The 26,658-nt window shown below is 40.4% G+C and carries 30 protein-coding genes; 27 read left to right on the forward strand and 3 right to left on the reverse strand.

Features of this window, described 5'->3' with window-relative positions; translation table 11 throughout:
* Position 1 precedes the first annotated feature (1 nt).
* Positions 2 to 1,174: a phosphopentomutase gene (gene deoB, locus BO48_RS02010; protein WP_496365752.1), complete on the forward strand. Its 1,173-nt coding sequence runs from the start codon at positions 2 to 4 to the stop codon at positions 1,172 to 1,174.
* A gap of 155 nt (positions 1,175 to 1,329) precedes the next feature.
* Here the strand turns inward: deoB and BO48_RS02015 are convergent, their stop codons facing one another.
* A complete protein-coding gene (locus BO48_RS02015) occupies positions 1,330 to 1,851 on the reverse strand; it encodes a DUF309 domain-containing protein (RefSeq protein WP_496365753.1) in 522 nt (173 codons plus the stop codon).
* A gap of 28 nt (positions 1,852 to 1,879) precedes the next feature.
* On the opposite strand from BO48_RS02015, the gene BO48_RS02020 reads away from it, so the two are divergent.
* The 9 genes from BO48_RS02020 to BO48_RS02060 all read left to right on the forward strand — a co-directional run bounded on the left by BO48_RS02020 (position 1,880) and on the right by BO48_RS02060 (position 10,326).
* Positions 1,880 to 2,587 carry a segregation and condensation protein A gene (locus BO48_RS02020; protein ID WP_496365754.1) on the forward strand — a complete coding sequence of 236 codons (708 nt, stop codon included), beginning with the start codon at positions 1,880 to 1,882 and terminating at the stop codon, positions 2,585 to 2,587.
* 5 nt (positions 2,588 to 2,592) lie between these two features.
* The gene (gene scpB, locus BO48_RS02025) at positions 2,593 to 3,135 is read left to right on the forward strand and encodes an SMC-Scp complex subunit ScpB (RefSeq protein WP_496365755.1); all 543 of its coding nucleotides are present in this window, start codon (positions 2,593 to 2,595) and stop codon (positions 3,133 to 3,135) included.
* Entirely contained in the window at positions 3,125 to 3,850 is a 726-nt protein-coding gene (locus BO48_RS02030) for a pseudouridine synthase (protein WP_496365756.1), read from the forward strand. The genes scpB and BO48_RS02030 overlap by 11 nt, the downstream gene beginning before the upstream one ends.
* 88 nt (positions 3,851 to 3,938) lie before the next feature.
* Positions 3,939 to 4,472 (forward strand): thiol-disulfide oxidoreductase ResA, encoded by a 534-nt coding sequence (gene resA, locus BO48_RS02035; RefSeq protein ID WP_496365757.1) that lies wholly within the window; start codon positions 3,939 to 3,941, stop codon positions 4,470 to 4,472.
* An 11-nt stretch (positions 4,473 to 4,483) separates the two neighbouring features.
* Positions 4,484 to 6,127: a cytochrome c biogenesis ResB family protein gene (locus tag BO48_RS02040; RefSeq protein ID WP_496365758.1), complete on the forward strand. Its 1,644-nt coding sequence runs from the start codon at positions 4,484 to 4,486 to the stop codon at positions 6,125 to 6,127.
* A 5-nt stretch (positions 6,128 to 6,132) separates the two neighbouring features.
* On the forward strand, positions 6,133 to 7,332 hold the full coding sequence (gene ccsB / locus BO48_RS02045) for a c-type cytochrome biogenesis protein CcsB (protein ID WP_496365759.1): 1,200 nt from the start codon (positions 6,133 to 6,135) through the stop codon (positions 7,330 to 7,332).
* Between the two features lie 18 nt (positions 7,333 to 7,350).
* Positions 7,351 to 8,061 (forward strand): response regulator, encoded by a 711-nt coding sequence (locus BO48_RS02050; RefSeq protein ID WP_496365760.1) that lies wholly within the window; start codon positions 7,351 to 7,353, stop codon positions 8,059 to 8,061.
* A complete protein-coding gene (locus BO48_RS02055; protein WP_496365761.1) occupies positions 8,058 to 9,764 on the forward strand; it encodes a HAMP domain-containing sensor histidine kinase in 1,707 nt (568 codons plus the stop codon). The genes BO48_RS02050 and BO48_RS02055 overlap by 4 nt, the downstream gene beginning before the upstream one ends.
* A 10-nt stretch (positions 9,765 to 9,774) precedes the next feature.
* A complete protein-coding gene (locus BO48_RS02060) occupies positions 9,775 to 10,326 on the forward strand; it encodes an ECF transporter S component (protein WP_496365762.1) in 552 nt (183 codons plus the stop codon).
* A 32-nt stretch (positions 10,327 to 10,358) separates the two neighbouring features.
* On the opposite strand, the gene BO48_RS02065 is transcribed toward BO48_RS02060, so the two are convergent.
* Entirely contained in the window at positions 10,359 to 10,613 is a 255-nt protein-coding gene (locus BO48_RS02065) for a ferredoxin (protein ID WP_496365763.1), read from the reverse strand.
* Positions 10,614 to 10,784: 171 nt separating this feature from the next.
* Here BO48_RS02065 and BO48_RS02070 point away from each other — a divergent pair, with 171 nt between their 5' ends.
* A complete protein-coding gene (locus tag BO48_RS02070; protein ID WP_496365764.1) occupies positions 10,785 to 11,873 on the forward strand; it encodes a LysM peptidoglycan-binding domain-containing protein in 1,089 nt (362 codons plus the stop codon).
* Between the two features lie 16 nt (positions 11,874 to 11,889).
* Positions 11,890 to 12,867 (forward strand): YpdA family putative bacillithiol disulfide reductase, encoded by a 978-nt coding sequence (locus BO48_RS02075; protein WP_496365765.1) that lies wholly within the window; start codon positions 11,890 to 11,892, stop codon positions 12,865 to 12,867.
* 30 nt (positions 12,868 to 12,897) lie between these two features.
* Here BO48_RS02075 and BO48_RS02080 read toward each other — a convergent pair whose 3' ends face one another.
* Positions 12,898 to 13,851, reverse strand: a complete 954-nt coding sequence (locus BO48_RS02080; RefSeq protein ID WP_496365766.1) for an asparaginase — start codon at positions 13,849 to 13,851, stop codon at positions 12,898 to 12,900.
* Positions 13,852 to 13,972: 121 nt separating this feature from the next.
* Here BO48_RS02080 and cmk point away from each other — a divergent pair, with 121 nt between their 5' ends.
* From cmk to aroA, 15 genes are all read left to right on the forward strand, one after another.
* The gene (gene cmk / locus BO48_RS02085) at positions 13,973 to 14,632 is read left to right on the forward strand and encodes a (d)CMP kinase (RefSeq protein WP_496365767.1); all 660 of its coding nucleotides are present in this window, start codon (positions 13,973 to 13,975) and stop codon (positions 14,630 to 14,632) included.
* Between the two features lies 1 nt (position 14,633).
* The gene (locus tag BO48_RS02090) at positions 14,634 to 15,206 is read left to right on the forward strand and encodes a lysophospholipid acyltransferase family protein (RefSeq protein ID WP_496365768.1); all 573 of its coding nucleotides are present in this window, start codon (positions 14,634 to 14,636) and stop codon (positions 15,204 to 15,206) included.
* 74 nt (positions 15,207 to 15,280) lie between these two features.
* The gene (gene rpsA, locus BO48_RS02095; protein WP_496365769.1) at positions 15,281 to 16,564 is read left to right on the forward strand and encodes a 30S ribosomal protein S1; all 1,284 of its coding nucleotides are present in this window, start codon (positions 15,281 to 15,283) and stop codon (positions 16,562 to 16,564) included.
* Between the two features lie 90 nt (positions 16,565 to 16,654).
* Positions 16,655 to 17,968 (forward strand): ribosome biogenesis GTPase Der, encoded by a 1,314-nt coding sequence (gene der, locus BO48_RS02100; protein WP_496365770.1) that lies wholly within the window; start codon positions 16,655 to 16,657, stop codon positions 17,966 to 17,968.
* A gap of 14 nt (positions 17,969 to 17,982) precedes the next feature.
* Positions 17,983 to 19,041: an NAD(P)H-dependent glycerol-3-phosphate dehydrogenase gene (locus tag BO48_RS02105; protein WP_496365771.1), complete on the forward strand. Its 1,059-nt coding sequence runs from the start codon at positions 17,983 to 17,985 to the stop codon at positions 19,039 to 19,041.
* Positions 19,042 to 19,071: 30 nt separating this feature from the next.
* Positions 19,072 to 19,242 carry a DUF2768 family protein gene (locus tag BO48_RS02110; protein WP_496365835.1) on the forward strand — a complete coding sequence of 57 codons (171 nt, stop codon included), beginning with the start codon at positions 19,072 to 19,074 and terminating at the stop codon, positions 19,240 to 19,242.
* Positions 19,243 to 19,968 (forward strand): YphF family lipoprotein, encoded by a 726-nt coding sequence (locus BO48_RS02115; protein ID WP_496365772.1) that lies wholly within the window; start codon positions 19,243 to 19,245, stop codon positions 19,966 to 19,968.
* 118 nt (positions 19,969 to 20,086) lie between these two features.
* Positions 20,087 to 20,359: an HU family DNA-binding protein gene (locus BO48_RS02120; protein WP_052256329.1), complete on the forward strand. Its 273-nt coding sequence runs from the start codon at positions 20,087 to 20,089 to the stop codon at positions 20,357 to 20,359.
* A gap of 24 nt (positions 20,360 to 20,383) precedes the next feature.
* Positions 20,384 to 20,926, forward strand: a complete 543-nt coding sequence (locus BO48_RS02125; protein WP_496365773.1) for a hypothetical protein — start codon at positions 20,384 to 20,386, stop codon at positions 20,924 to 20,926.
* A complete protein-coding gene (locus tag BO48_RS02130; RefSeq protein ID WP_496365774.1) occupies positions 20,919 to 21,614 on the forward strand; it encodes a demethylmenaquinone methyltransferase in 696 nt (231 codons plus the stop codon). The genes BO48_RS02125 and BO48_RS02130 overlap by 8 nt, the downstream gene beginning before the upstream one ends.
* Before the next feature lie 2 nt (positions 21,615 to 21,616).
* Complete coding sequence (locus tag BO48_RS02135) at positions 21,617 to 22,570, forward strand: polyprenyl synthetase family protein (RefSeq protein WP_496365775.1); 954 nt, start codon at positions 21,617 to 21,619, stop codon at positions 22,568 to 22,570.
* 63 nt (positions 22,571 to 22,633) lie between these two features.
* Positions 22,634 to 23,080: a nucleoside-diphosphate kinase gene (ndk, locus tag BO48_RS02140; RefSeq protein WP_496365776.1), complete on the forward strand. Its 447-nt coding sequence runs from the start codon at positions 22,634 to 22,636 to the stop codon at positions 23,078 to 23,080.
* 65 nt (positions 23,081 to 23,145) lie between these two features.
* Complete coding sequence (aroC, locus tag BO48_RS02145; RefSeq protein ID WP_496365777.1) at positions 23,146 to 24,312, forward strand: chorismate synthase; 1,167 nt, start codon at positions 23,146 to 23,148, stop codon at positions 24,310 to 24,312.
* Positions 24,313 to 24,314: 2 nt separating this feature from the next.
* Complete coding sequence (locus tag BO48_RS02150; protein ID WP_496365778.1) at positions 24,315 to 25,367, forward strand: 3-dehydroquinate synthase; 1,053 nt, start codon at positions 24,315 to 24,317, stop codon at positions 25,365 to 25,367.
* Entirely contained in the window at positions 25,364 to 26,650 is a 1,287-nt protein-coding gene (gene aroA / locus BO48_RS02155) for a 3-phosphoshikimate 1-carboxyvinyltransferase (RefSeq protein ID WP_496365779.1), read from the forward strand. The genes BO48_RS02150 and aroA overlap by 4 nt, the downstream gene beginning before the upstream one ends.
* Positions 26,651 to 26,658 lie beyond the last annotated feature (8 nt).

Consider the following 26,658-nt stretch of genomic DNA (forward strand, 5'->3'; position numbering starts at 1 on the left):
TATGTTTAAAAGAATACACTTAATTGTATTGGATTCAGTCGGCATCGGCGCACAGCATGATGCAAAAGAATTTGGAGATGAAGGGACCCATACACTCAAACACTTATTGGAAGACTCTCCTGTAACTTTGGGGAACCTGGAAAAGCTGGGTCTGGGCTGTATTGATAAACTGCCAGGTATCGGCTGCCCGGAAACGACTCAGGCTTTTTACAGTAAGATGGCAGAACTTTCACAGGGTAAAGATACTATGACCGGCCATTGGGAAATCGCCGGCCTGCATATCGATAAACCATTCAAAGTCTATCCAGAAGGTTTCCCTGAAGAATTATTGGATAAAATCCGGGAAGCAACCGGCCGTGGAATTGTGGGGAATATCCCTGCAAGTGGTACCGAAATCATTAAAGACTACGGTGAGCATCAACTGGAAACCGGAGATCTGATTGTTTACACATCAAATGATCCGGTGCTTCAGATCGCAGCGCATGAAGAAGTGATTCCTCTTGAAGAACTGTATGATATATGTGAAAAAGTCAGAGAGATGACTAAAGATCCCGAATTCCTCGTCGGCAGAGTCATTGCAAGACCATTTGTCGGAACGAACAAAATGGACTTCACACGTACAGAGAACAGACATGACTATGCATTGGAACCGTTTGGCAAAACTGTGCTGAATGCTTTAGAAGAAAATAGTAAGGACGTTATCGGCATCGGTAAAATTAATGACATCTTCACAGGTTCAGGCATTACAGACTCTGTCAGAACGAAAAGCAACGACGATGGGGTAGACAAACTGCTTGAGGTCATGGATCGTGATTTTGAAGGCATGTCATTTTTGAACCTGGTGGACTTTGATGCACTTTATGGTCACAGAAGAGACCCGGCTGGCTATTCAAATGCATTAAAGGAATTCGATGAACGTCTGCCGGAAATTACTGCTAAACTGCAGGATGACGATCTTCTTATTATCACAGCAGACCACGGCAACGATCCGACACATACAGGAACAGACCACACCAGAGAATATGTACCATTACTTATGACTTCCAAGAGAGACTTGAACTATGGTCCTTTACGCAACAGTGATACTTTCAACGATCTTGCTGCAACAATCGCAGAAAACTTTAATGTGCAGTATGAGTCTAAAGGTAAAAGCTTGCTGGGCGAGTTGAATTAATATGAAAAATAGAAAATTGGTTTTTCTTTTAATACTACTCTTTGCATTGGTTTGGGGAATATCGTACTGGGTGTTTTTAGTATAGGAAAAATGAAAAAACTGCGGACAAATAATCATTGTTTGTCTGCAGTTTTTCATTTGTAAGTCAGTCGTTACTATTTACGTCGATTGAGACGATTGTCATTTCTGACTTTGATTATTTCACTGCGGTCTCTTAAACGATGTTTTTCCACCAGCATAATATTTGTTTTATGAAGGTCTTTTATATAGGTGAAAAACTCTTCCAATGATACGTCCAGCATGGCAAAGGAATGCAGTGATTCGTACATGTCATCAGTGAGAGGCAGCTGTAACGGCTTGAAGTTTACATAATCAATATTATGTAAACGATTTTCGATAAGAGATTTTATTTCACTTTTTAATCCGTATTTTTTATAGTCTATCGGGTTTTGGTGGAGTCTGTTCACAGCTCGGCGATATATTTTCTTAGCACCGTAAAGGTTGTTCCTGCGGTAGTGATATTCAGCAGTGGACACTTGAATGAAAAACACTTCATCAAGATTTTTAGTAAAATTTTCTTTTGATTTCCATGAGTCTTCCATGATTTCATGGCATTCAAAGTAATCTTGTTTTATAATAAATTCGTTGTAGTATTTTAATAAAGTAATTTTATCCATAATCATTCTCCAAAATTGAGGTTTTAATATGCTTACCTATGAGGTTAGATTAGATATCTTTGAAGGTCCTCTCGACTTGTTGTTACACTTAATCAAAGAACTTGAAATTGATATATATGATATTCCGATGGCAACATTGACGGAACAATATATGGAATATATAAATCAGATGAAAGGCCTGGAAATAAATATAGCAAGTGAATATTTAGTGATGGCCAGTGAACTGTTGAAAATAAAAAGCTTCATGCTGTTGCCGGAACCTGCAGTGGTCGAAGAGGATTATGAAGATCCAAGAGAACAACTGCTTGAACAGTTGTTGGAATACCAGAATTATAAAGAATACGCTGAGGAACTTCACAACCTCAAGCTGGAAAATGATAAAACATTTATCAAACCGCCGCATGACCTGGAGGAAAGTGATGATAACAATGATGATCTTTCATTAAATTTATCACACTTGCTGGAAGCATACCAGAAAGTGAAAATGCGTATTTCATTGAATCAGCCCCAGAAGGTGACAATCAGACGGGAGGTTGTTTCAAGGGAACATGCAGAGTCATATATTGACAAGAGATTTTCAGAAAAGAAATCTCTCGGCTTTCTGGACCTTTTCAGTCTCGACGAATCGAGACCAATGGTAGTGGCGGTCTTTATTGTCATCCTTGACTGGGTGAAATCACATAAGATGATGATTCACATTTCAGATGATGGTGATTATCAATTCGAAAGGCAGTAATATTCATGGAGAAAATAGATATAATTGAAGGTCTGTTGTACATCGCGGGTGATGTCGGACTGACTGAAGAACAGCTGATCATGCATGTGCCGATCACTAAGCAGCAACTGCATAATGAGGTGGACCAGTATGAAAAGGCGCATTTGGCCATCAGCCGGCACGATCAGCGATACTTTTTAAAGACAACTGCTGATATGGAAAAATACATCGACAGAATACTTCAGGATAAGCCTAAAAATAAACTGTCACAAGCTTCACTTGAAGTGTTGTCCATTATTGCATACAACCAGCCGGCGTCCCGCGCCATGATAGAAGAGTTGCGCGGTGTGCAATCAGACGGTCCGATTTCAACATTGATGAATAAAAATCTGATATTAAAAAAGAACCTGGAGAACGAACGTGCAGCGCACTTTGTCACAGGTGAAACATTTTTGCAGGTCTTTGGTCTTGAAAGCCTGGAAGACTTACCGACTCAGGACGACATTAAAGAGCAGGAAGAAATCGATCTGTTCTTTAATAATTTAAAGGAGGAAGAACATGACAAATGAAGTACGTTTACAAAAAGCAATAGCCAACAGCGGAGTGACTTCACGCCGTAAAGCCGAAACTCTTATTACCGAAGGCAGAGTCAGTGTAAATGGCACGGTTGTAACAGAGCTCGGCACGAAAGTGACAGACAATGATAAAGTTGAAGTGGACGGCATACCGTTAACAAAAGAAGAGAAGACATACATTTTATATTATAAACCAGCCGGTGAAATATCTTCGGTCGAAGATGACAGTAACCGCAGAACGGTCACGTCAAAATTTGAAGGGCTGAACTTAAGGATATATCCGGTCGGAAGGCTTGATTACGACACTTCAGGCATTTTACTTTTGACGAACGATGGTGAATTTACCCAGTATATGACCCACCCGAAATTTGAAGTGACCAAAACATACAGAGTTAAAGTGGACGGTATTCTGAAAAGACATCAGCAGAGAGAAATGATGAAAGGAATACGTCTCGAGGATGGAATGACCGCTCCTGCAGGCATCGAAATCATCCGTGATAAAAAAGACAGAAATATGATATTGGACATAACGATTCATGAAGGCCGAAACCGCCAGGTTCGCAGAATGTTCGAGTATTTCGACCTTGAAGTGCTCAAATTGACTCGCATAAAATATGACTTTTTAAACTTGGATAATCTGAGTGAAGGTGATCATAGATTTCTCAAACCGCACGAAGTGAAAAAACTGATTGCGAATGCAAAAGGCTAACTTATGAATTGTCATAATACTGTCAAACCGTACTAATATATGAATGCTATAATAAATAGAGCTAAAATTGTTACGGTAGGTGAAATTTATGAAGAAGAAAACGAGAAATATACTTCGTATCAGTATCATTTTAAGTATAGTCATATTATTAGGCGTTACATTATGGTTTAACCTGACCTCTGATTCACAGGCAGTACAAGTAGGGGACGAGGCAGTGGATTTCCAGCTCGAAACTTTAGATGGAGAACAGTTAAAGCTGTCGGAAATCAACCAGGATAAAGGTGTCATATTGAATTTCTGGGGAACATGGTGTGAACCATGCCGTGAGGAAATGCCCGATATGAATGAAATATATAATGAGGGACACGAAGACTACGAGATTGTGGCTGTCAACGTTTCTGAAGGAAATCAGCAAATTAACCAATTCTTATCCGGACTGGATGAAAATTTAAGTTTTCCAATTGCATTGGACAGTAACAGAGACGTGACCAAAGCTTACCAGGTCGGTCCTTTGCCCACGACCATCGCAATAGATAAGAATGGCATGGTAGTTGATAAACAGGAGTATCAGCTGACGACTGACGATATTTACAACTTTATAGAACAATCGACTTCGGAATAGGATGAAATTCAATGGAACTAAAAGAAATAAAATGTGAATCCTGCGGTCATGTGAATCCGGCCGGGACCCAGCTGTGCCAGTCCTGTGGAAAGATGATCAACAGTGACTACGATAAAAAGAAAATAAAAGACCTTATGCGGTATGACGGCAGTGCGATACGCTCCAAAACGCGCTCCAAAAGTATTTTTGATAAAATATGGATGTTTTTCACTTCCATAAAAGTCGGAGTTTCGATTATTTTAATCATCGCAATATCGGCATCAGTGGGGACCCTTTTCCCACAAGAGTACTTTATACCGGTCGGAGTCGACCCTTTACAGTATTACACTGATAACTACGGTACATTAGGCCGCCTTTATTACGAACTTGGTTTTCATAATTTATATTCCTCATGGTGGTTTATCATACTGATCGGTATGCTTGCTTTATCCCTGATTGCGGCAAGTATAGACAGAGGGCTGCCGTTACTTAAGTCACTGAGAAACCAAAGGGCTAAAAAGCATCCGACGTTTTACAAAAGACAACGTTTAAATCTACACCAGCAGAAAGCTGAACATACCGAAAGTGTCATTGAAGATCTTAAGAAAAAAGGTTACAAGCATAAAAGTGACGGCAACCATCATTTACTGCAAAAAGGCTGGCTTTCCAGATGGGGCCCCTACATAAACCACACCGGACTCATCATTCTGTTGTTCGGCAGTATGCTCAGGTTCTTCCCGGGCATGTATGTAGATGAGCTTGTCTATATCACCGAGGGAGAGACAGTCCAGCTTCCTGAAACGGAGGGCCAGTATTACGTAGAAAATAATGACTTCATCATAGATACGTATGATGAAAATGCAGGTACGGTTTTTGATGAAACACTTCAAAATACAAATGAAATAGTCACAAGCAACTACCAGACGAACATCACTTTTTATGAAAATCAAAACAAGGATGTAATAGGATCAGCACCGGATTTACAGGAGATTGAAGATCACAGCATACGTGTGAACCACCCGTACAGTTTTGACCAGTTTGAACTTTACCAGTCCAGTTATGATAACTCGCAGATGAAATCCATGACTTTCCAGCTTGAAGACAGCAATGGAGAAGTTATTGGTGATCAGTTCACCGTCAATCTGGACAACCCTGATCAAAATTACGACATTGGTGAAGGTATGGAAGTAAACATGCGTGCCTACGCACCGGACTTCGTGGAAATTGACGAAAATGGAGCTCTGATCTCTGAAACACCGGTCGCAACGAATCCGGCATTTGTTTTTGAGGTGACTGATGGAGAATCCACTGAACTCAGCCTGCTCCAGGTCATGCTTTCAACCGATATCACCGAGGATAACGAGTATAGCGTCAAGTTCGTTGAAAATGAAAACCATTGGGCCACGGTACTGACTCTTAAGAAAGATTTGACCCTGCCATTTATAGCGACAGGCTTCATCATCTTCTTAATCGGTCTAGCCATTGGTTCATACATCAACCATAGACGTATATGGATCAATGATGAGGATGGATTCAGTATCAGTGCACACACGAATAAGAACTATTTTGGATTGAAGAAAGAACTCAATCCGATATTAGACAAAAATGGATATGAACACATCTTTGACAGAGACGCCAAAGATCAAAACGAGAGCGTCAACACTGATGAGGAGTAATAATTATGGAATCAACAATGTTATCAATAAGTAATGGAATGATTACCACAGCGTTCTTTATTCTTTTAGTAGCGCTGATCCCACTGGCAGTAAGTATTAAGAGTAAAAGTAAAAGGTCAGAATATATTGCGATTACTATGACTGTAGTAGCTTTTATTATGCAAATTGGGTATTTTATACTAAGATGGGTAGCAACAGGACATGCTCCGGTATCCAACATGTACGAATTCATTGCAACGTTCTCTATAATGCTGATATTAGGTTATTTAATCACCTATCACTATTATAAATCCAAAATTTTAGGGTTGTTCGCAATACCTATTTCTTTATTGCTGATTGCATACGGCAGTTTATTCTCAACTGATGTGAATCCGCTGATTCCTTCTCTGCAGAGTAACTGGCTGGCAATTCATGTAATCACGGTGACAATATCATATGGTATTTTATCTATGAGTGCTGTTGCCGGCTTAATATATTTACTTAAAGCAATTCCTGAAAATGAAAAATCGTTGAGAGCGCGTACGCTTGAGCTGATCATGGCCGGCATTGTAGTCGTACTTGTTTATATTGGTACGACATTAGTCATGCAAGGTGCAGTCGGTTACAGCGATGAATTCATGTATACCGATCAGCGCGGGGAAACCATGGTTGCAGATTACCATCTGCCAAGCCTGGTCAATTATTCCGAAGCAATACCTGTAGAACATCTCGGCGATGAACAATATGAACAGGCTGACCATTTCCATACAGGAATCAACCTGCCGCCGGTGATAAACTCGCAATCATTGAATACTGTAATCTGGTCACTCATACTCGGGTTTGCTGTTTACGGCATCCTGCGTCTGATATTGAGAAAACGACTGCTTTCTTTTGTCAAGCCGCTTGCAAGCAGAGCTGATCTGAACTTGATGGATGAAATTGGATACCGTTCGGTAATTATAGGTTTCCCACTGTTTGCTCTTGGAGGTATCTTCTTTGCAGCCATATGGGCGCAAATAGCATGGAGCAGATTCTGGGGCTGGGACCCGAAAGAAACATGGGCTTTCATCACATTCATGTTCTACACCGTATTCCTGCACTTAAGACTGAACCGCGGGTATGAAGGTGAAAAATCTGCATGGCTGGCAGTCATAGGTTTCATATTGATACTCTTTAACCTGATTGCGATAAACTTGATTGTTGCTGGACTTCATTCATATGCATAGCTAGAAAAGAGGGTTGAAATGACTGAAAAAATTCTAATTGTTGATGACGAAGAAAGAATAAGAAAACTGCTGAATATGTATCTTGTCCGTGAAGGCTATGATATTACAGAAGCAGAGAATGGCGAGGAAGCACTTGAACTCGCAATGGAAAATGATTATAACTGTATATTGCTCGACCTCATGATGCCGAAGATGGATGGGATTGAGGTCGCAGGCAGACTTCGACGTTCCAAGTCGACACCAATTATCATGTTGACTGCCAAAGGTGAGGAGAATAATCGTGTGGAAGGTTTTGAAGTCGGTGCAGATGACTATATTGTAAAACCATTTTCACCGAGAGAAGTCGTCCTGCGTGTCAAAGCAATACTCAGACGTTCTTCTGAAACCACGTTCATCAATCAGGAGGCAACTGCAAAAGATGTCATCGTCTATGAACATTTAGTCATAGATAATGATGCACACCGCGTCCTTGCTGATGATTATAAGGTTAACCTGACACCAAAAGAGTATGAATTATTACTGTTTCTTGCTAAAAGTCCCGACAAGGTCTTTGATCGTGAAGAGTTATTAAAAGAAGTCTGGCATTATGACTTCTATGGCGACTTAAGAACGGTGGATACACACGTTAAACGCTTGAGAGAGAAATTGAACAAAGTATCACCGGAAGCAAGCCGCATGATTCATACTGTCTGGGGCATCGGTTATAAGTTTGAGGTAAATGAATCGTGAAATCTTTAAATAGTCTTGTTTCTAAACTGTGGTTGACCATTATTTTAATGGTAACTGCAGTTTTAATTATATTAACGCTCGTTTTAATATTTTTCTTCAGAAGCTATGTTTTCAATTCGACTGAAACCATTTTAGAGGAAGATATTGAAAGAGTAGAGGAACTGCTGCTTACCGAACACGATATCAATGCCTCAGACACCAGCAATACGAACCTGCTGATGGAGGATAACCTGCTCATCCTTTATGATAATGAATCTATTTTGCCGATGTCTGCGATGGATGAGGAAATTTATAACAGGATCAATATTGAAAATATGTCTGAATCCACGTTTATCCTGGACGATTTATATGACAGCATGTACATGATCAAAACTTCAAATTTAACCAGGTATTTTGACGAAGATATAAAAATTATCAAATACCGCGATTTGGATGCTGTAAATCAGTCGATCAGTGCAATAACGATGATCATGTTCATTACCACCGGAATATTAATAATCGGTACGACAATATTCGCATTCTTATTACTTAACAGAATTACCCAGCCGCTTACCAAATTAAAAACTGCCGCCTATGACACTTCCCAGGGTAAATACAAGCCACTGAAAGTGCGCAGCAGAGATGAAATCGGTGAGCTGACGCTGGCATTCAATAAAATGAACCAGGATATTAAAAATAATATCGAAACAGTACTTCATGAAAAAAACCTGAGAGAAGAAATATTCTCTTCCATGGAGGAGGGCGTATTATATTTTGATACTGAAGGTGAACTGATCTACAGCAATGCAAAGGGCAAATCAATTTATGAGACACTCACTTCAAAAGAACATGAAAAGGAAATGTTCATGGACAGTGTTCTGAATATTGTTGAAACCAAAACTTCACAGATTGAAAGACTGAACATTACTAATAAGCATTATCAGGTTTCTTTCACGGCTGTAGTCAGCGGTAATAAAACATATGGGGCAATCATTCTGATCAGAGATATCACCGAGATTGTCAAAACAGAAACGATGCGTTCTGACTTCATAGCAAATGTTTCACACGAGCTCAAAACACCTATGGTTATGCTTAGTGGATATTCCGAAGCGATTTTGGATGAAATTGTCACCGAACCGGAAGAAGTCAAGGAAATGATGAAAATCATCAAAGATGAGTCGGACAGAATGAATAAGCTTGTAAATGAACTGATTACCATTGCAAGAATGGACAGCGGTGCAGATCTGCTGAATATTTCAAATAATGATCTCATGATGCTGATCAATGACGTCAGTTTCAAATTCAAACATGAAATGAACAATAAGGAAATCCAGTTTACTGTCGATGCAGAAAAAGACAGTGTAATATTTGACTTTGATTATGGTAAAATAGAGCAAGTCATAAATAATTTGCTAGACAACGCAATACGCTATACTGAGCCTGCTGATAAAATCACTTTGAAAGTCCGTGAAGCCGGGGATGAAGTGATCATTTCAGTCGAAGACACCGGAATCGGTCTTAAAGAAGAGCATCAAAACCGTATTTTCGAACGCTTTTACAAAGTCGATGAGTCAAGAACACGCGGTAAACACGGAACCGGTCTCGGCCTGTATATCGTTTCTTCGATTATAAAAAGACATGAAGGGACGATTGATTTGAAAAGCGAGTACGGCCAGGGCACCATATTCAATATCACCCTGCCGAAAAATCACAGTAAGGAATAGAGGAATGCCAATGGACAGAAACCGTTTAAGAAAATTAATCATCATCAGTATACTTTCAGCAATTTCATTTGTATTGCTGCTGCTGCAGTTCCCGATACCTTTCATCCCTCCTTATCTGACTGTAGATTTATCTGATATTCCTGCTTTTATAGGGTTTATGATGTACGGGGGAGCAGTGGGGTCGCTTATCATCATTTTAAAAATATTAATATACGGTCTGCTTGCTGCCAGTGAACCCATTGGCCCGCTTGCAAACCTGCTTGCATCATTTTCATTACTGCTGCCGGTGTTCTTTATTTACATGCGGAGCAGAACGACCAAATCTTTAGTTATAGGGTTTATAGTTGGGACGATTTCTCTGACGATAATGCTTTCGATTTTAAACTATTTCGTGCTTCTGCCTCTGTACGGCATGATTGTCGATCAGACAGATATAATCGAAAATCTGCGCATTATTGTCACTGCGGGTATTATTCCATTCAATATCATTAAAGGAATCATCGTCGGCCTGGTAGCATTCATCATTTATAAAAAACTGCTGCCAAAACTGAAAAGATTATAAAAAAAGAGGCGGATAATCCCCGCCTCTTTTAACTATTCAAATTTTAAAGGGTCACCGTCAAAAGGCTCTTCCGCCACTTTAATGGAATCTGTCGGACATCCGTAAAATGCATCGTCCAGATCATCATACAGTTCCTCGGGCACTGCTTTTGTCCCTTTATTTTCATCTAAAATAACATATGCGATGCCGTCATCATCATAATCATATATATCTGGCGCAGAGGCGCCGCACGCTCCACATGCAATGCATGTATCCATATCAACGATGGTATACTTTCTAACAGACATGCTTTCACCTCATAACAAAGACTTCTTCATAATTTTAAGATGAATATCCATCTTTTTCAAATAAAGGATGTTTATTTCGAACAAAACATACTTTAGACCGATAATGCTTTAAAATGCACACAAATAATAATATAATATACTTGTAAGATTCAAGGTTGAGGAGAATGTCTAATGAAAGACGATTTTTATAAAGATATAGAACATAAACGTTCGCAGGAAGAGTCGGCACAATCCAAAAAGAAAAGTAAAAATAAAGAGAAAAATGATAATGTCAAAAAAGAAAAACCAACAATGAAACGCAGTGCAAAATATAAAGAAAAAGAAAATACGAATGATCAATCCAAACAATTCTCCGATAAATTTAAAAGTTACTTCAACAAAGAGAATTTAGATAAGGGCAAAGCCTTTTTTGCCGGTAAATTCGCTACTTATAATAAGCGGTTCAATAATGAATTGAAAGTCACCAAAGAAAAATTGAATGAATTAAGAAAAAAACCGCAAAACCAAAATAATGCGGCTGCAGATGAACAGTCTGAAGATGAAGAATCAAAGAGAAAAGGGCTAATCCCGATGATCATCGGCGGAATCATCATTGTTCCAATTACAATTATCCTCGCATTTCTGATCATCAGCAACTCCTGGCCGTCCAATGACGGAATGGAGCTTGCAACCGAAGAGGAGAACACGGAAGAAAATCAGGAAGAGGAAGAAGTAAATGAAGATTTGGATGAGCAGCGCTATGAAATGCAAAGACGCATGGCCGAGTCCAGAGAAGAAGGCGGCGAATCGGAAGACAGTCAAAGTGACGACGGCGGAAGTTCAGAGGAGTCGGGCAGTGCTGAAGATGATCTATCCACCGGCAGTATAGAAACAGACTACAGCGATGAGGAAGTCTCCATGCTGGAGGATGCTGCTGATGATGCTATTGAAGGTAAAGAAAATGAAGATTCAGAGGATAGTTCCGAAGAAGACACTGCTGAAGAACAGCAGTCTGAAGACGATTCAGAGCAAGAGACAGAAGAGAATCAGGAACAGTCAACAGAGTCTGATGAATCAGCAGAAGAATCAGAGAGCACTGAAGAAAGCTCTGATGAAGAATCTGTAGGTGCCACTCATGTCGTAACAAGTGATGATAACTTATTTCAAATTGCCAAAAGATACTATGGCGACGGTTCTGCAGAATATGTTCAGAGAATACGTGATGCAAACGGCATCAGCGGCAATAATATAAACGAGGGTCAGGAACTTATAATCCCTTGATGAATGGAACAGTGAAATGAAATATTATGAAACCATTGTTGTCGGTGCGGGACCGTGCGGTCTCGCTGCGGCCATTGAACTGAAACAGAATAACATTGAATATCTTGTGATTGAAGAGGGCAACATAGTAAATGCCATCTATAACTATCCAACACACCAGACATTCTTTTCCTCCTCAGAAAAACTGGCAATCGGGCAATTTCCTTTTATAACCGAGGCGCACAAACCTAAAAGGAACCAGGCGCTTGTATACTACAGGGAAGTGGTCAAACACTTTGACCTGAACATCAATACCTATGAAAAAGTCACTTCTTCAAGAAAGACTGAAGCTGGTTTTACTGTAGAAACTTCAAAAGGCCAATATACATGTAAATATTTGATTGTAGCGACCGGTTATTACGGCCAACCAAATACACTTGATGTACCTGGCGCACGTAAAGATAAAGTGTTCCATTACTTTAAAGAAGCCCATCCTTTTTTCAATCAGCATGTGCTTATCATAGGCGGTAAGAACTCCAGTGTCGATGCCGCTATCGAGCTTGAAAAAGCGGGAAGCCATGTGACGATCATCTATCGTGGCGATGATTATTCCAAAAGCATCAAGCCATGGATACTGCCCCAGCTGAAATCGCTCATTAAGCATGGGAAAGTAGACCATTATTTCAATGCGGATATGATTGATATAAAAGATGATGCTGTTATTTTCAATACAGACGACGGCACAGTCGAGATAAAAAACGATTTTGTATTTGCAATGATCGGCTATCAACCGGATTACCGCTTTTTAAAATCACTGGGTATTGAACTTGAAGCATACAAAAATGGTCTTTCGCCGGTACATGATCCTGAAACGATGGAAATGAATGTCGAGGACTTATATATTGCCGGTGTCATTGCAGCGGGCAATGATGCCAATATGATCGTTATCGAAAACGGCCGCTTTCACGGCGCACGCATAATAAAAGATATTTTAAAAAAGAAATCGAAAAAATAAAAGAAGTCCGGAATGTTCCGGACTTCTTTTTTATGATTCGAATGCATGTTTAATCTGATCTTTTTCCAGATTGGATAAAACAAGCATTAACTTGAGCCTTGCTTTCGGCCCGTTCAGACCATTTGAGAATATGAGACCTTTTTCTTTCAGTTCATAGCCGCCGCCGTGATAATCATAATAACTGCCGACAATGCCATTAAAAGATCTGGAGACGATAACAGTCGTAATATTCGCTTCTGTCACAGCGAGCAAACCATCCATGGCGCTTGGCGGAAGATTGCCCTGCCCGAGAGCTTCTATAATCAGACCGTCGTATTCCGACTCGACTATGGCGTTGAAGAAAGTGTCATCAAGTCCGACGTGCGCTTTTATCAGGCCGACTTTAATATTACTGTCGACTGTTTTGTACTTATCCTGGTGTTTTATGGAATGATGATAGTAAACTTTATCTTTCGTTAAAAAGCCGATCGGTCCGTGGTTCGGACTTTGGAAAGTTGCGACATTCGATGTGTGTGTTTTTGTTACAAAGCGTGCGGTATGAATTTCGTCATTAAACACTACCAGCACACCTCTGTCTTTGGATTCGTGGCTCAAAGCCGCGCGCAATCCTGATAAATAATTATACATGCCGTCACTGCCGAGTTCGTTTGAAGAACGCATTGCGCCTGTAATGATGATCGGCTGTTCAATATTCAGCGTCAGATCGAGAAAGAAGGCTGTTTCTTCAAGTGTGTCGGTGCCATGTGTAATAACGAATCCTTCATAGCGGTCTTTATTTTCTTCTATGATTGTTTTAATTTCATCCATGTCATCGATGGTGATGTGCGGTGATGGTTTTTTAATCGGATAAATTTCTGCGATGTTCACATCATCATCCAGATGACCTTCAATCTTCAAAGGGTTTTCTTCGTTCTCACTGATGATTCCATCGCTTTCAGACATACTGATTGTACCGCCTGTATGTATCGCAAGAATGTTTCTCAAGTTTATGCACCTCATAACTGTATTTATTTGAAAATTAATAAAAGCATATCTATTATTAAGTTTAAGTATGAATCTATGATAAAATAAACAAGAATAATGAATCAAGGTAGGTATACATCTCATGAAAAATAAAATCAATATAGCCATTGACGGCCCGGCTGCAGCTGGTAAAAGTACAATATCCAAGCGCGTTGCCGAACAATTGAACTACATTTACATTGACACCGGTGCAATGTACAGGGCAATAACATTATTATACATAGAAAACGGCAAAGATATCATCAATAATCTGAATGATGTTGAGATTACTTTTAAAAGAGAAGATTCAAACAGGGTATTTTTGAACAGCCGGGATGTGACTGATGAAATCAGATCGCAGGCGGTGACCTCTAATGTCAGTGAGGTTTCAAGTTTTGAAGCGGTAAGGAGCTACCTTGTCGCCATGCAGCAAAAAATCGGTCTTGAAAAAGGTGTGGTCATGGACGGCAGAGATATCGGCACGACTGTTCTGCCGGACGCTGAATTGAAAATATTCATGCAGGCCTCACCGAGGGTGAGGGCCGAGCGTCGTCTTGCCGAAGAAAAAGAACGGGGGAATGATATCGATCTGGATCAGCTGACCTCACAGATAATCAGACGTGACGAGCTCGATATGAATCGTGAGATTTCTCCGCTTGTCCAGGCGGATGATGCTGTACTTTTAGATACTACGGAATTATCCATAGAAGAAGTCGAAGCACATATTTTACATCTGGCAAAGCAGAAGATAGGAGTCGAGTAATATGTTATACAAAACGGTTAGAGCCATTGTCAAAAGATTTTATCATACAAGATTCAAAGTGAAGGTCATCGGGGAAGAGAGAATACCGGATTCCGGTCCGGTATTAATATGCAGCAACCACATGTCGGAGTTGGATCCGCCGCTTGTTGCAATCAGTACAAAACGGGAGATGTCCTTCTTTGCAAAGAAGGAACTTTTTAATATACCCGTTCTCGGTAATCTCATCGGACGTCTGAATGCGATACCGGTGGACCGGGGCAAAGGCGACCGCCAGGCACTGAAAAAATCCGTCGAAGCATTGAAAGAGGGCAATATGCTTTTAATATTCCCCGAGGGCAGCCGTACCAAGGACGGTAAACTGCAGGATCTTCAGCAGGGAGCAAGTTTTATGGCAGTCAAAGGCGGCGCTAAAATCGTACCAGCAGCCATCAAAGGAAAATACAACCGTCAAAAAGGGATAACACTGGTATTCGGCAGACCTATGGATGTCAACGAAATGGTGGCAGAGGGGAAAAACCGTAAAGATATAACAGTGGAACTGAAAGAAGAAATTAATAATTTGTTATTATCATAACAATTACTTGACAAATCAGCATATTTATAAGAAGTTAGGTATATAGTCTATAGTAATGTAATGGAGGCAGGCACATGACGACAGATAATATCTTGAACGAAGAGAACAACGAAGAAGAAAATTCACAGGTTGAAGAAAATTCTCCTGAAGAAGAGAATGCGGCACCGGAAGAATCACAGGGAGAAACGTCAAATTCGGAAGAATCAGCTGATCAGGAAGCTTCAGTCAGCAGTTTCAACGAAGGTGACAAAGTAACCGGAACTGTGTTTAAAGTCGAAGAGAAATTTGTTAGAGCTCATATTGATGGTAGTGACTTTGAAGGTATTATTCCAATCAGTCAAGTGACTAACAAGAGAATTGAACATCCTGATGAAGTTGTCGCAGAAGACGATACAATCGAGGCTGTTGTTATTAAAGTAGAAGATGAGAGTGAGCGTCACAATCTGATCCTTTCAATCAGAAAATTGGAAGAAGATAAGAGCTATGACGACCTGATTGCATCCAAAGAGAACGATGAAACAATCTCCGGTACAGTTATGGAAGTTGTTCAGGCCGGTCTTGTAGTGGATGTCGGTGTAAGAGGCTTCATTCCTGCATCACTTTTATCAGATGAGTATGTAGAAGATTTAGACCAGTTTGCGGATCAGACTTTAGAAGTTAAAGTTGAAGACATTGATAAAGATAAAAACCGTGTCATCTTAAACCGCAAGAAAATCATTGAAGTGGAAAAAGCAGCAGATCGCAAAACACAGCTTGAAAAACTTGATACCGGATCGATTGTAGAAGGTGAAGTTGTCAGAACAACTAATTTTGGTGCATTCATCAATTTAGGTTCTATAGATGGTCTGGCTCATATTTCCGAACTGAGCTATGAAAGAGTGGAAAATGTTGAAGATGCTGTAAATATCGGCGATAAAGTGGATGTCAAAATACTTGATGTCGATATCGATAATGAGCGTGTCAGCTTATCTATCAAACAGGCTCAGGAAAGCCCGTTCGAGTTGTTCATAAAAGAACATAACAGCGGAGAAACACTTGATGGCACTGTGAAAAGACTTGTTGACTTTGGTGCTTTCGTTCAAGTGGCTTCCGGGGTGGAGGGCTTGGTTCACGTATCTGAAATCAGCCATGACCATGTCGCACATCCTTCTGATGTACTTGATGAAGGACAGGAAGTACAGGTTAAAATCTTATCCTTGAGCGAAGACAGCGGGAAAGTTTCATTATCCATTAAAGAAACGACAGAACCTACCGAAACAACTGAACAATCATCAAAAGTCTACAAAGATGAAACTGATGAAGATCAACCAACATTAGGTGATGTGTTTGGTGATAAATTTAAAAATTTAGATTTATAAACCGATAAAACATTTGATGATAAAGGGCGATGAAAATCGCCCTTTATTTTATTTTTATGGTAAAATAATTTAAAGTAAGGAGGCGAAATCATGTATAAACCGACAATTGCTGTTGTTGGCCGTCCAAATGTTGGAAAGTCAACTTTATTTAACAGAATTATAGGAGAAAGAAAAGCGATTGTGGAGGACACGCCTGGAGTAACTCGTGACCGACTATACGCGGATGGTGAATGGTTGAATCATGAATTTAATGTTATCGATACCGGCGGTATCGAAATAAAGGATGAACCTTTTCAAGAACAGATTAAAATGCAGGCTGAGATTGCCATCTTAGAAGCAGACGTCATACTGATGATTACAAACGGTAAAGAAGGTGTGACGAACGATGATATGCATGTGGCACGCATACTGCAAAAATCAGAAAAGCCAACTATATTATTAGTGAATAAAATAGATAACTTTGAAATGCGTAATGAAATTTATGACTTTTATCAGCTGGGTCTTGGTGACCCGTATCCTGTTTCAGGGTCCCATGGACTGGGACTTGGTGATGCACTGGATGCCGCTGTTGAATACTTTAAAAATATAGAAGTGGAACTTGAGGCGGACGATTCCGTAAAGGTTTCCCTTATCGGCAGACCGAATGTCGGTAAATCCAGTCTGATCAATGCCATACTGAATGAAGACAGAGTTATCGTTTCTGATATTGCAGGGACAACAAGAGATGCAATAGATACAGAGTATGAATTTGAAGATGAAGAATATACATTGATAGATACCGCAGGTATGAGAAAGCGCGGTAAAGTATATGAATCTACAGAAAAGTATGCCGTTCTGAGGGCAACACGGGCGATAGAACGTTCAGATGTTGTTCTTGTCGTCATTAATGGCGAAGAAGGCATTATAGAGCAGGATAAACGAATTGCGGGTCTTGCACATGAAGCAGGCCGCGCAATTGTCATTGTAGTCAATAAATGGGATGCTGTAGAAAAAGACGATAAAACTATGAAGAAATTCGAAGATGATATCCGCCAGCAGTTCCAATTCCTGGATTACGCACCGGTGACGTTTTTATCAGCGAAAACAAAATCACGTCTCACAACATTGTTCCCGCTTATAAAATTGGTCAATGATTCCCATAAAAAACGTGTTCAATCAAGTACTCTCAATGAGGTAATCGTTGACAGCGTCAGCATGAACCCGACGCCGACAGACAAAACCGGGCACCGCCTGAATATTTTCTACGGTACCCAGGTCAGTGTCGGACCGCCGACATTCGTCATGTTCGTCAATGATACCGAACTGATGCACTTCAGCTATAAGAGATATTTGGAAAACCAGCTGCGGCGCGCGTTTGATTTCCATGGGACACCCATCCATATCATTAGCCGCAAAAGAAACTAAAGGAGCGTGTACTTGTGAACATTTCAGTTTTAGGTACTGGAAGCTTTGGTACAAGCCTGGCAATGGTCTTAACAGATAATAATCACGATGTACAGATGTATGGCAGAAATGAAGCTGTCGTTAAAGAAATCAATGAAGACCACACAAATCACCATTACTTGAAAAATATTGATCTGCCCGCAGCATTACAGGCTACAAATGATTTGACGGCAGCAGTGGACCATGCAGAGCTTCTCGTAATTGCAGTACCTGTCAAAGCAGTGAGGAAAATCACTAAAGATATTCAAAAGATATTAATTGAGAAAAATAAAAAAGTCCTTATTGTCCATGTGGCAAAGGGACTGGAGCTCGACAGCTATTTAAGGGTTTCAGAAGTCATCGAACAAGAGACAACACCTGAAACCGTCGAAGATATTTGTGTGCTGAGCGGCCCGAGCCACGCTGAGGAGGTTGCTCTGAAATCTCCGACGACAGTCAGCACAGCATCTCTTCATAATAAAGGCGTATCCACCATACAGGATGTATTTATGAGCAAATACTTCAGAGTATATGTAAATGAAGATCTTGTCGGCGTTGAAATCGGAGGCGCTCTGAAGAATATCATCGCTCTTGCAGTCGGTACTTTACACGGACTGAAATTCGGAGACAATGCAAGAGCGGCAATCATTACCCGGGGGCTGCAGGAAATTGCCCGACTCGGTACAAAAATGGGGGCCGATCCGCTGACCTTCTTAGGTCTTTCGGGTATTGGCGACCTGATTGTGACTGCAACAAGCCATCACTCGCGTAATTTCAGATGCGGCATCATGCTTGCGGACGGTTTGAGTCTGACAGAGGCAGAGAACAAGATGGGCATGGTAGTGGAAGGTGTGAACACCACCCGTGCGGCTTATGAATTAAGTGAGAGTTACGGTGTGGAAATGCCGATAACAAAAGTTCTGCATCAGTATCTTTTTGATGATATCAGTGAAGATGAAGCATTTTATAAGCTGATGATGAGAGAAAAAACTTCTGAATCAATCGGTCTGAAGGAACTTCTTCATGAACAATATAAAGATTGGAGTAATCAGTAATCTATGTTTGGAATATCTGCAATGGATCTTATGTGGTTGTCTTTTATATCAATGGGGTCAATGGCAGTTGCTGCAGTACTGATATATGTGGCACGCTATGTCATTAAAATCAGGGTTATAAGCATTATTGTCTCTATTTTTGCATGGGGGCTGCTACTGCTTGCCTTTATTCTGATGATACCTGTTTTAGGAGGCAGCTAGATGAAGTTGAAATATAAATTTAAATTTTTAACAGTTCTTTTTTCAGTTTTATTTTTAAGTGCTTGTCTGTATCCGGAATCCGAACAGCCGAATCAGATGCCTGATGAAACACAGATTGAAATGGTTCAGCAGGCTGTGGAAGAGTACCAGGAAGATACAGATGGACTATTACCGATTAAAACTGTTTCTGGAACACGTGAATACTTTGAGTATCAGGTGGATTTCGACAGACTTGTACCGGACTATCTCGATGAAAGACCGTCGATTTCATATGAAGGCGGCGGCTACTATCAATTTGTAATTCTCGATGCTGAAGAGAACCCGACAGTCAAACTGGCGGATTTGAGAATCACTGAAGAGATACGCTCACTGCAGCTGAGAGTCAATGGCATGGGAGACCATGTCCAGTTTGAAGAAACGATCGGTCCAAACGTTTATAAACTGGATCTTGATTTTTACAACCTGGAAGAGAACCCGACAGTGACGAGTCCGATTTCCGGCGGTGCACTGAATGTATACTACAGCGGCGGGGAAAATTTCATCGTCGACTACAGGGAAGATATCGGCAGAATCATTGAGGACAATGACCTGCAGTTTGAAACTGGTGATGATGTCCGGGAAGTATTATATGAATATACACCAATCGTTCCTATATATTCTCCTGAGATTACAGTTGATGAAAATAATGACCCTATTTTTATGACTAATGTGCATAAAAGTGCATAGTAAAGCCATTTTTCTGGCAAAAAACCATAAAATTCATTGCAGTGGTTAATCGACTGTGTTAAAGTCAAAACATAATGATAAAACTTATCATTATACTCATTATGGGAGGTGGAATAGTATGAACAAGACTGATTTAATCAATGCTGTCAGCGATAAAGCTGATCTTACTAAAAAAGAATCAGGTGCTGCAGTTGACGCAGTATTTGAATCAATTCAAGATTCCTTAAAAAAAGGTGAAAAAGTGCAACTGATCGGCTTCGGTAACTTTGAAGTCCGCGAGCGTGCTGCACGTAAAGGCCGCAATCCACAATCTGGTGAAGAAATTGAGATTGCAGCTTCAAAAGTACCAGCTTTCAAAGCAGGTAAAGCACTTAAAGACGCAGTAAAATAATTAATGAATTAGGCCTAACGGTTGATGTTAGGTCTATTAATTTATAAGGTGATATTTTCCATGGAAGCTCTTATACAACAAATAGAAAAAGATCTGAACAATAACAGTCTGAAATTACATAATGAGCCTTTCTTCACCTTCTTTACAGATGAAGAAAATATCATTCGGGATGCTCACATCTGCCATGCGGTTTTATTTTTCAATAAAGCTTTACAGGTTTTAGATGAAGAACCAGAGGATGCAGATAGGGAAGAGCATGTTTTGACCGGCGATTATTTTTTCAGCCAGTTTTATAAAATTTTAGCACTACATAATGAGTATAAAGTGATAAACGATGTGTCCAGTATATCCAAAAAAATCACTTCGATAAAATCAGCCTATGCCACATCTGATAAAAACCCCTCTTATGCTGAATTAAAAAGACTTTTATTTGCACCTCTTATTTATCTTGTAGATAATGGTTATGCACATACCAGCCTATTACAATTGATAGATCAATATATTAACAGCATTAATATTAAAAATTTACCATATATAACAAAGAGTTCAGGTGACAATAATGGATAAAGAACAACGTGTACATAAAATATTCAACGCTATATCAAAAGATTACGATCATATGAATAACATCATCAGTTTCAATCAGCACACACTCTGGAGAAATAAAACCATGTCTCACATGTTTTTAAATGATGACATGAATGTGCTTGATGTATGCTGCGGCACAGGCGACTGGACAATCCAGCTTGCTGCGAGCGGGGCAGATACTACCGGTCTCGATTTCAGCGAGAATATGCTTGAAGTCGCAAAAGATAAAACAGAACAAATGGATAATATCTCTTTAATTCACGGCAATGCAATGGACCTTCCTTTTGAGGGTGATCAATTTGATTATGTGACTATAGGATTCGGCTTAAGAAACCTGCCTGATTATGGTGCTGCCATCGCTGATTTTTATCGTGTATTGAAGCCGGGAGGTACGCTGGTCATTTTAGAAACATCCACACCGGAAAATAATTTGATCAATTCAGGATTTGAACTTTATTTCGGTAAAATCATGCCGGTGCTTGGCGGAATCATTGCCAAGAAGAGGGATGAATACGCATGGCTGCATGAATCCACCAGTTCATTCCTGTCCAAAAAAGAGCTTAAGAACATGCTGGACTCTACAGGGTTTACAAACATTAAAATAATTCCCCACACTTTAGGTACAGCAGCCAGTCATTTTGCAATCAAACCGATTGATGGGGACTGAAAATGGCCTCTATAAAAAAATATCTTGCTCCTGATTTCATGAAGGTCGACAGACTGATCAAAGAAAACTTAGAGCCAAAAGGTGTGTTATCGAATGATCTCGGTCTGGACCTGTATAAATCAGGCGGTAAAAAGTTACGTCCGACATTATCAATTCTTGCGGGGAAGCTGGGGAATCCCGATAAGATGAATGATGTCTACAAAGTGAGTGCCAGTCTGGAACTGCTTCATATGGCCACTTTAGTCCATGATGATATCATTGATGACAGTGACCTAAGAAGAGGCAAACCGACCGCATACTATAAGTATGGCTATTTCCAGGCAGTGAACACAGGTAATCTGCTGTTATCCACTGCTGTTCAAATGGTCAGTGATATAGAGCATGAAGAATTTCATAAAACATATTCCGCTGCGATAGAACAAATTGTCAGCGGGGAACTGCTTCAGTTCAATCATCAGTTTAATGAAAACCAGACATACGATGACTACTACAAGAAAATTTATCGTAAGACTGCACTGCTGATTGTTCTTAGTGTCGAGCTTGGAAGTTACGCCAGTCACCTGGATGAGGTAACGATGAGACATCTGACTGAATTCGCACATCATATCGGAGTCAGTTTTCAAATTATCGATGATTGTCTGGATTTTACCGGGGAGGAATCAGAACTCGGCAAACCGAAGTTTTCAGATCTCGCCAACGGCCATTATACTTTGCCGGTCCTTCTTCTGAGGGATAAAGATGAAGGATTCCGACAGCAATTGACAGAATTTAAAAATAATCCTGAGATGCTTGATTCACTGATAGAACAAATATTGAATTCAGACGTTCTTCATGAATCACTTAAAATCAGCTCTGAACATTACGATAAAGCGATCGGGCATTTAAGTGATATTGATCAGCCAGTCAGAGGATATTTACTCGAAATAGCAGAAAAATTGAAAAAACGTCTGAAATAAATTAACAATAAAATTAATTAATGATAATATAAGACCATAACTAATTTATAAGGAGATTTAATAATGGAAAAAACTTTTCTAATGATTAAACCTGATGGGGTACAAAGAAATCTTATCGGGCCGATTGTTTCAAGACTTGAGAATAAAGGTTTCAAAATTGCTGGTGCAAAATTGATGAATGTTTCTGAGGATCTTGCAAAAACACATTATCAGGAACACCAGGACAAGCCTTTCTTCGGAGAACTGGTTGACTTCATTACTTCAGGTCCGGTTTTCGCAATGGTATTGGAAGGTGAGAACGTAATCTCTACTGCAAGATTAGTAGTAGGTTCTACAAACCCTCAGGAAGCAGCGCCGGGAACTATCAGAGGCGACTTTGGTTTAACTGTTGGAAAAAACATTATTCATGGTTCAGACTCATCTGAAAGTGCTGAAAGAGAAATCAATCTTTTCTTTGATGAAGCTGATGTACTAGACTACAGCCTTATTAACAAAGACTGGATTTACTAAACAAACAAGGAGCTGGGTTATTACTCAGCTTTTTTTAATATAATTTTAGAGGAGAAGGTGGAATTATGAGATTTTTAACATCAGGCGAATCACATGGTCCAAAACTAACTGCGATAATTGAAGGCTTTCCATCAAACATGCCTATAGATAAAGAGCGTATGGAAGCTGAATTGATAAGAAGACAGGGCGGATATGGCCGCGGCCGCAGAATGAAAATCGAGAAGGATACATTCACATTCGGTGCAGGCGTCCGTCACGGAAAAACTCTCGGCAGTCCTATAATGATCGAATTGACTAATGATGATTTTAAGAGCTGGACGACGATCATGGGCAGCGATCCGCTAACTCCGGAAGAAGAAGAGAAAATGAAGCGTGTAATCACCAAACCGCGTCCGGGACATGCAGACCTTGTCGGCGGTATTAAATACAATGCGCGTGACTTGAGAAATGTTCTTGAAAGATCGTCAGCAAGAGAGACTGCCGCACGTGTCGCTGTTGGAGCACTTTGTAAAGAGCTGCTGCATTCACTCGATATAAATATGACGAGCCGTGTCACTCAAATTGGTGAAGTCAAAGATGAAGGTGAATATTCATACTCAGAAATCTCAGAAGGTGCGAACCAGTCTTCTGTACGTATGATTTCAGAGGAGCAGACAAAGAAAACAGAGGAACTGATTGATACAGCTAAGAAAAATGGGGATACCATCGGCGGAATCGTCGAAGTGATCATTGAAAACCCGCCGGTCGGCCTTGGTTCATATGTTCATTACGACAGAAAGCTTGATTCTAAAATTGCAGGCAGTGTCATCAGCATCAATGCGTTCAAAGGTGTGGAATTCGGTATGGGTTTTAAACTGGCACATACACCAGGTTCACAAGTTCAGGATGAGATCCTCTACAGCAGTGAAGAAGGATATACCCGCAAAACGAATAACCTCGGCGGTTTTGAAGGCGGAATGTCTACAGGCATGCCGATTGTTGTTCGTGCGGTGATGAAACCTATCCCGACTCTTTATAAACCATTGATGAGTGTTGACATCAATTCCAAGGAACCGTTCAAAGCTACAGTAGAACGCAGTGATGCGTGTGCAGTACCAGCAGCCTCCATCGTCTGTGAGCACATGGTTGCAATTGAAATGGCAAAAGCAGTATTGGATAAATTCCCACATGATAACTTTGAAGAACTGAAACAGGCTGTCGAAGACTATAAGGACAGAGCTAAAAACTTCTGATTATGAAAGAGTTTAAAACGACTTACCCTGATAATAACTACACAGTCCATGTGGGACATGATATTTTCAATGAAGTGATGAAACGTTATACATCTGAATATAACGATGTGTTCTATATTGTGGATAGAACAGTCTATGAACAATATAAAGAAGGACAGTTGCGTGATATTGAAGGTCCTATTCTTATAGACAGCGGAGAAGCAGCAAAATCTTTCAATTCATTTATCGATCTGACTGAGAGTCTGCTTGAACAGGGCATCAAACGCTCGAGCCTCGTTGTCGTCATTGGCGGCGGTGCAGCGGGGGATGCTGGGGGCTTTGCAGCTGCTGTGACTTTAAGAGGCGTGGACTTCATCCAGGTGCCGACGACTATTTTGGCCCATGATTCCGCAATAGGCGGTAAAACGGCCATCAATTCAAGCCAGGGTAAAAATCTGATCGGCGCATTCCACCGCCCGGTTGGTGTTGTTTATGACCTGGCATTCTTGAATACTTTACCGAAAAGTGAAGTTTTAAGCGGGTTCGGAGAAGTTTTTAAACATGCACTTTTAAACAGTGAAGAAGCTGTCACTGAACTGATGCGCCAGACTTCAGCCGGTCTCAGTATTGGAGCCATTGAAGGAAGCATCATTGACGGTATTAAAACTAAAATGAAATATGTCTCACAGGACGAGTTCGAATCAAGCTCGAGAAAATTTTTGAATCTTGGCCATACGTTGGGCCATGCCCTCGAATATCAATATAAGATACCGCACGGTCAGGCGATCATACTCGGTTTATATGCAATGATGTACATTTCCAACCAGACGGCTGAAAGTGAAGTTTTCGACCTGAAAAATTATCATGATTACTTTTCGGGGCTGGATTACCCGGTCGGACTGCTGGGTGAGATGGATATAGAGCAGATGATCGGCCTTATGAGACACGATAAGAAAAACACTAAAAATGAAGCAATCGGTTTTGTCTTAGTAAATGAAGATTTTTCTCCTTATTTTACTGAATTGAATATCAATGCGCTTGAAAATTATTTAAGCGGGATAAAGGAGTCCATATGAAATCATTATTAAATCATAAATTTGTCGGTAACATACAAGTACCGGGCGATAAATCCATTACACACCGTGCCTTAATGATGGCTTCCCTTGCTGAAGGGACGTCTACAATCAAATATCCTCTTGAAAGCGATGATACGTTCAGAACTTCAGAAATCATGTCTCAGCTCGGTGTAGAGATTATTGATGAAGAAGGGCAGATCACGGTCACTTCACCGGGAGCAGAAAACTTCAAGACACCGGGAGAGGTCCTGTATACTGGTAATTCGGGAACAACTACAAGGCTTCTTATGGGATTGATTTCAGGGCTTGGAATCAACGCAACGATGGAAGGAGACAACTCCATTGCCATCAGGCCGATGGACCGTGTTTCCGTTCCATTGGGAAAAATGGGCGCAGATATTTCCTTGAAAGAAGGTAAGTATCCGCCGATAAAAATAAAGCCCAGCGTATTAAACGCCATCGAATATAAGATGCCTGTTGCGAGTGCACAAGTAAAAAGTGCGATTTTATTTGCCGGTTTGTTTGCAGAGGGTGAAACGGTGATTCATGAGGAATTCAAATCACGGGACCATACCGAAATCATGCTTGAACAGTTCGGTGCGGATATCACGGTTGATGGTCTGACGGTTAAGCTTCAAGGCAACCAGACGTTAATGCCACAAGATGTTCTGGTGCCGGGGGATATATCGTCAGCTGCCTTTTTAATGGTGCTAGCGGCGATCACCGAAGGCTCTGATATTTTCATAGAGGACGTCTCTCTTAATGAATCCAGATCAGGCATCATCGATGTATTTAGACAGATGGACGCTGAAATTGAAGTCGAACAAACTTCCACTGAAGGTGAAGCGATAGGCAACGTCAGGGTGAGGCACTCTAAAAATTTAACTTCTTATGAATTGTCCGGAGATATCATTCCAAGGTTGATTGATGAGATTCCGGTCCTTGCGGTACTTGGTGCTTTCGGAAGCAAACCTAGTGTTATCAAAGACGCCAAAGAATTGCGTTTCAAAGAGACGGACCGTTTAAGGGCTGTAATAGATGAGCTGAGCAAATTCGGCATTGAATTTGAAGAATTCGATGATGGCTTTATCGTTCATCCACTTTCAAAAGTGAAATTGACCGATAATGACTTTAAAGGATATCATGATCACCGTATTATCATGATGCTCATGGTTATGGGTATCGCAGCAGGTAAGGACATCAACATTGATGACCCTTCTGCAATCAGTATTTCCTATCCTGAATTTTTGAAGGATCTGGAAAAGTTAAAACAGGCTAGATGAGAGGATAT

It is taken from the genome of Lacicoccus kunmingensis DSM 17847 (assembly GCF_059568765.1).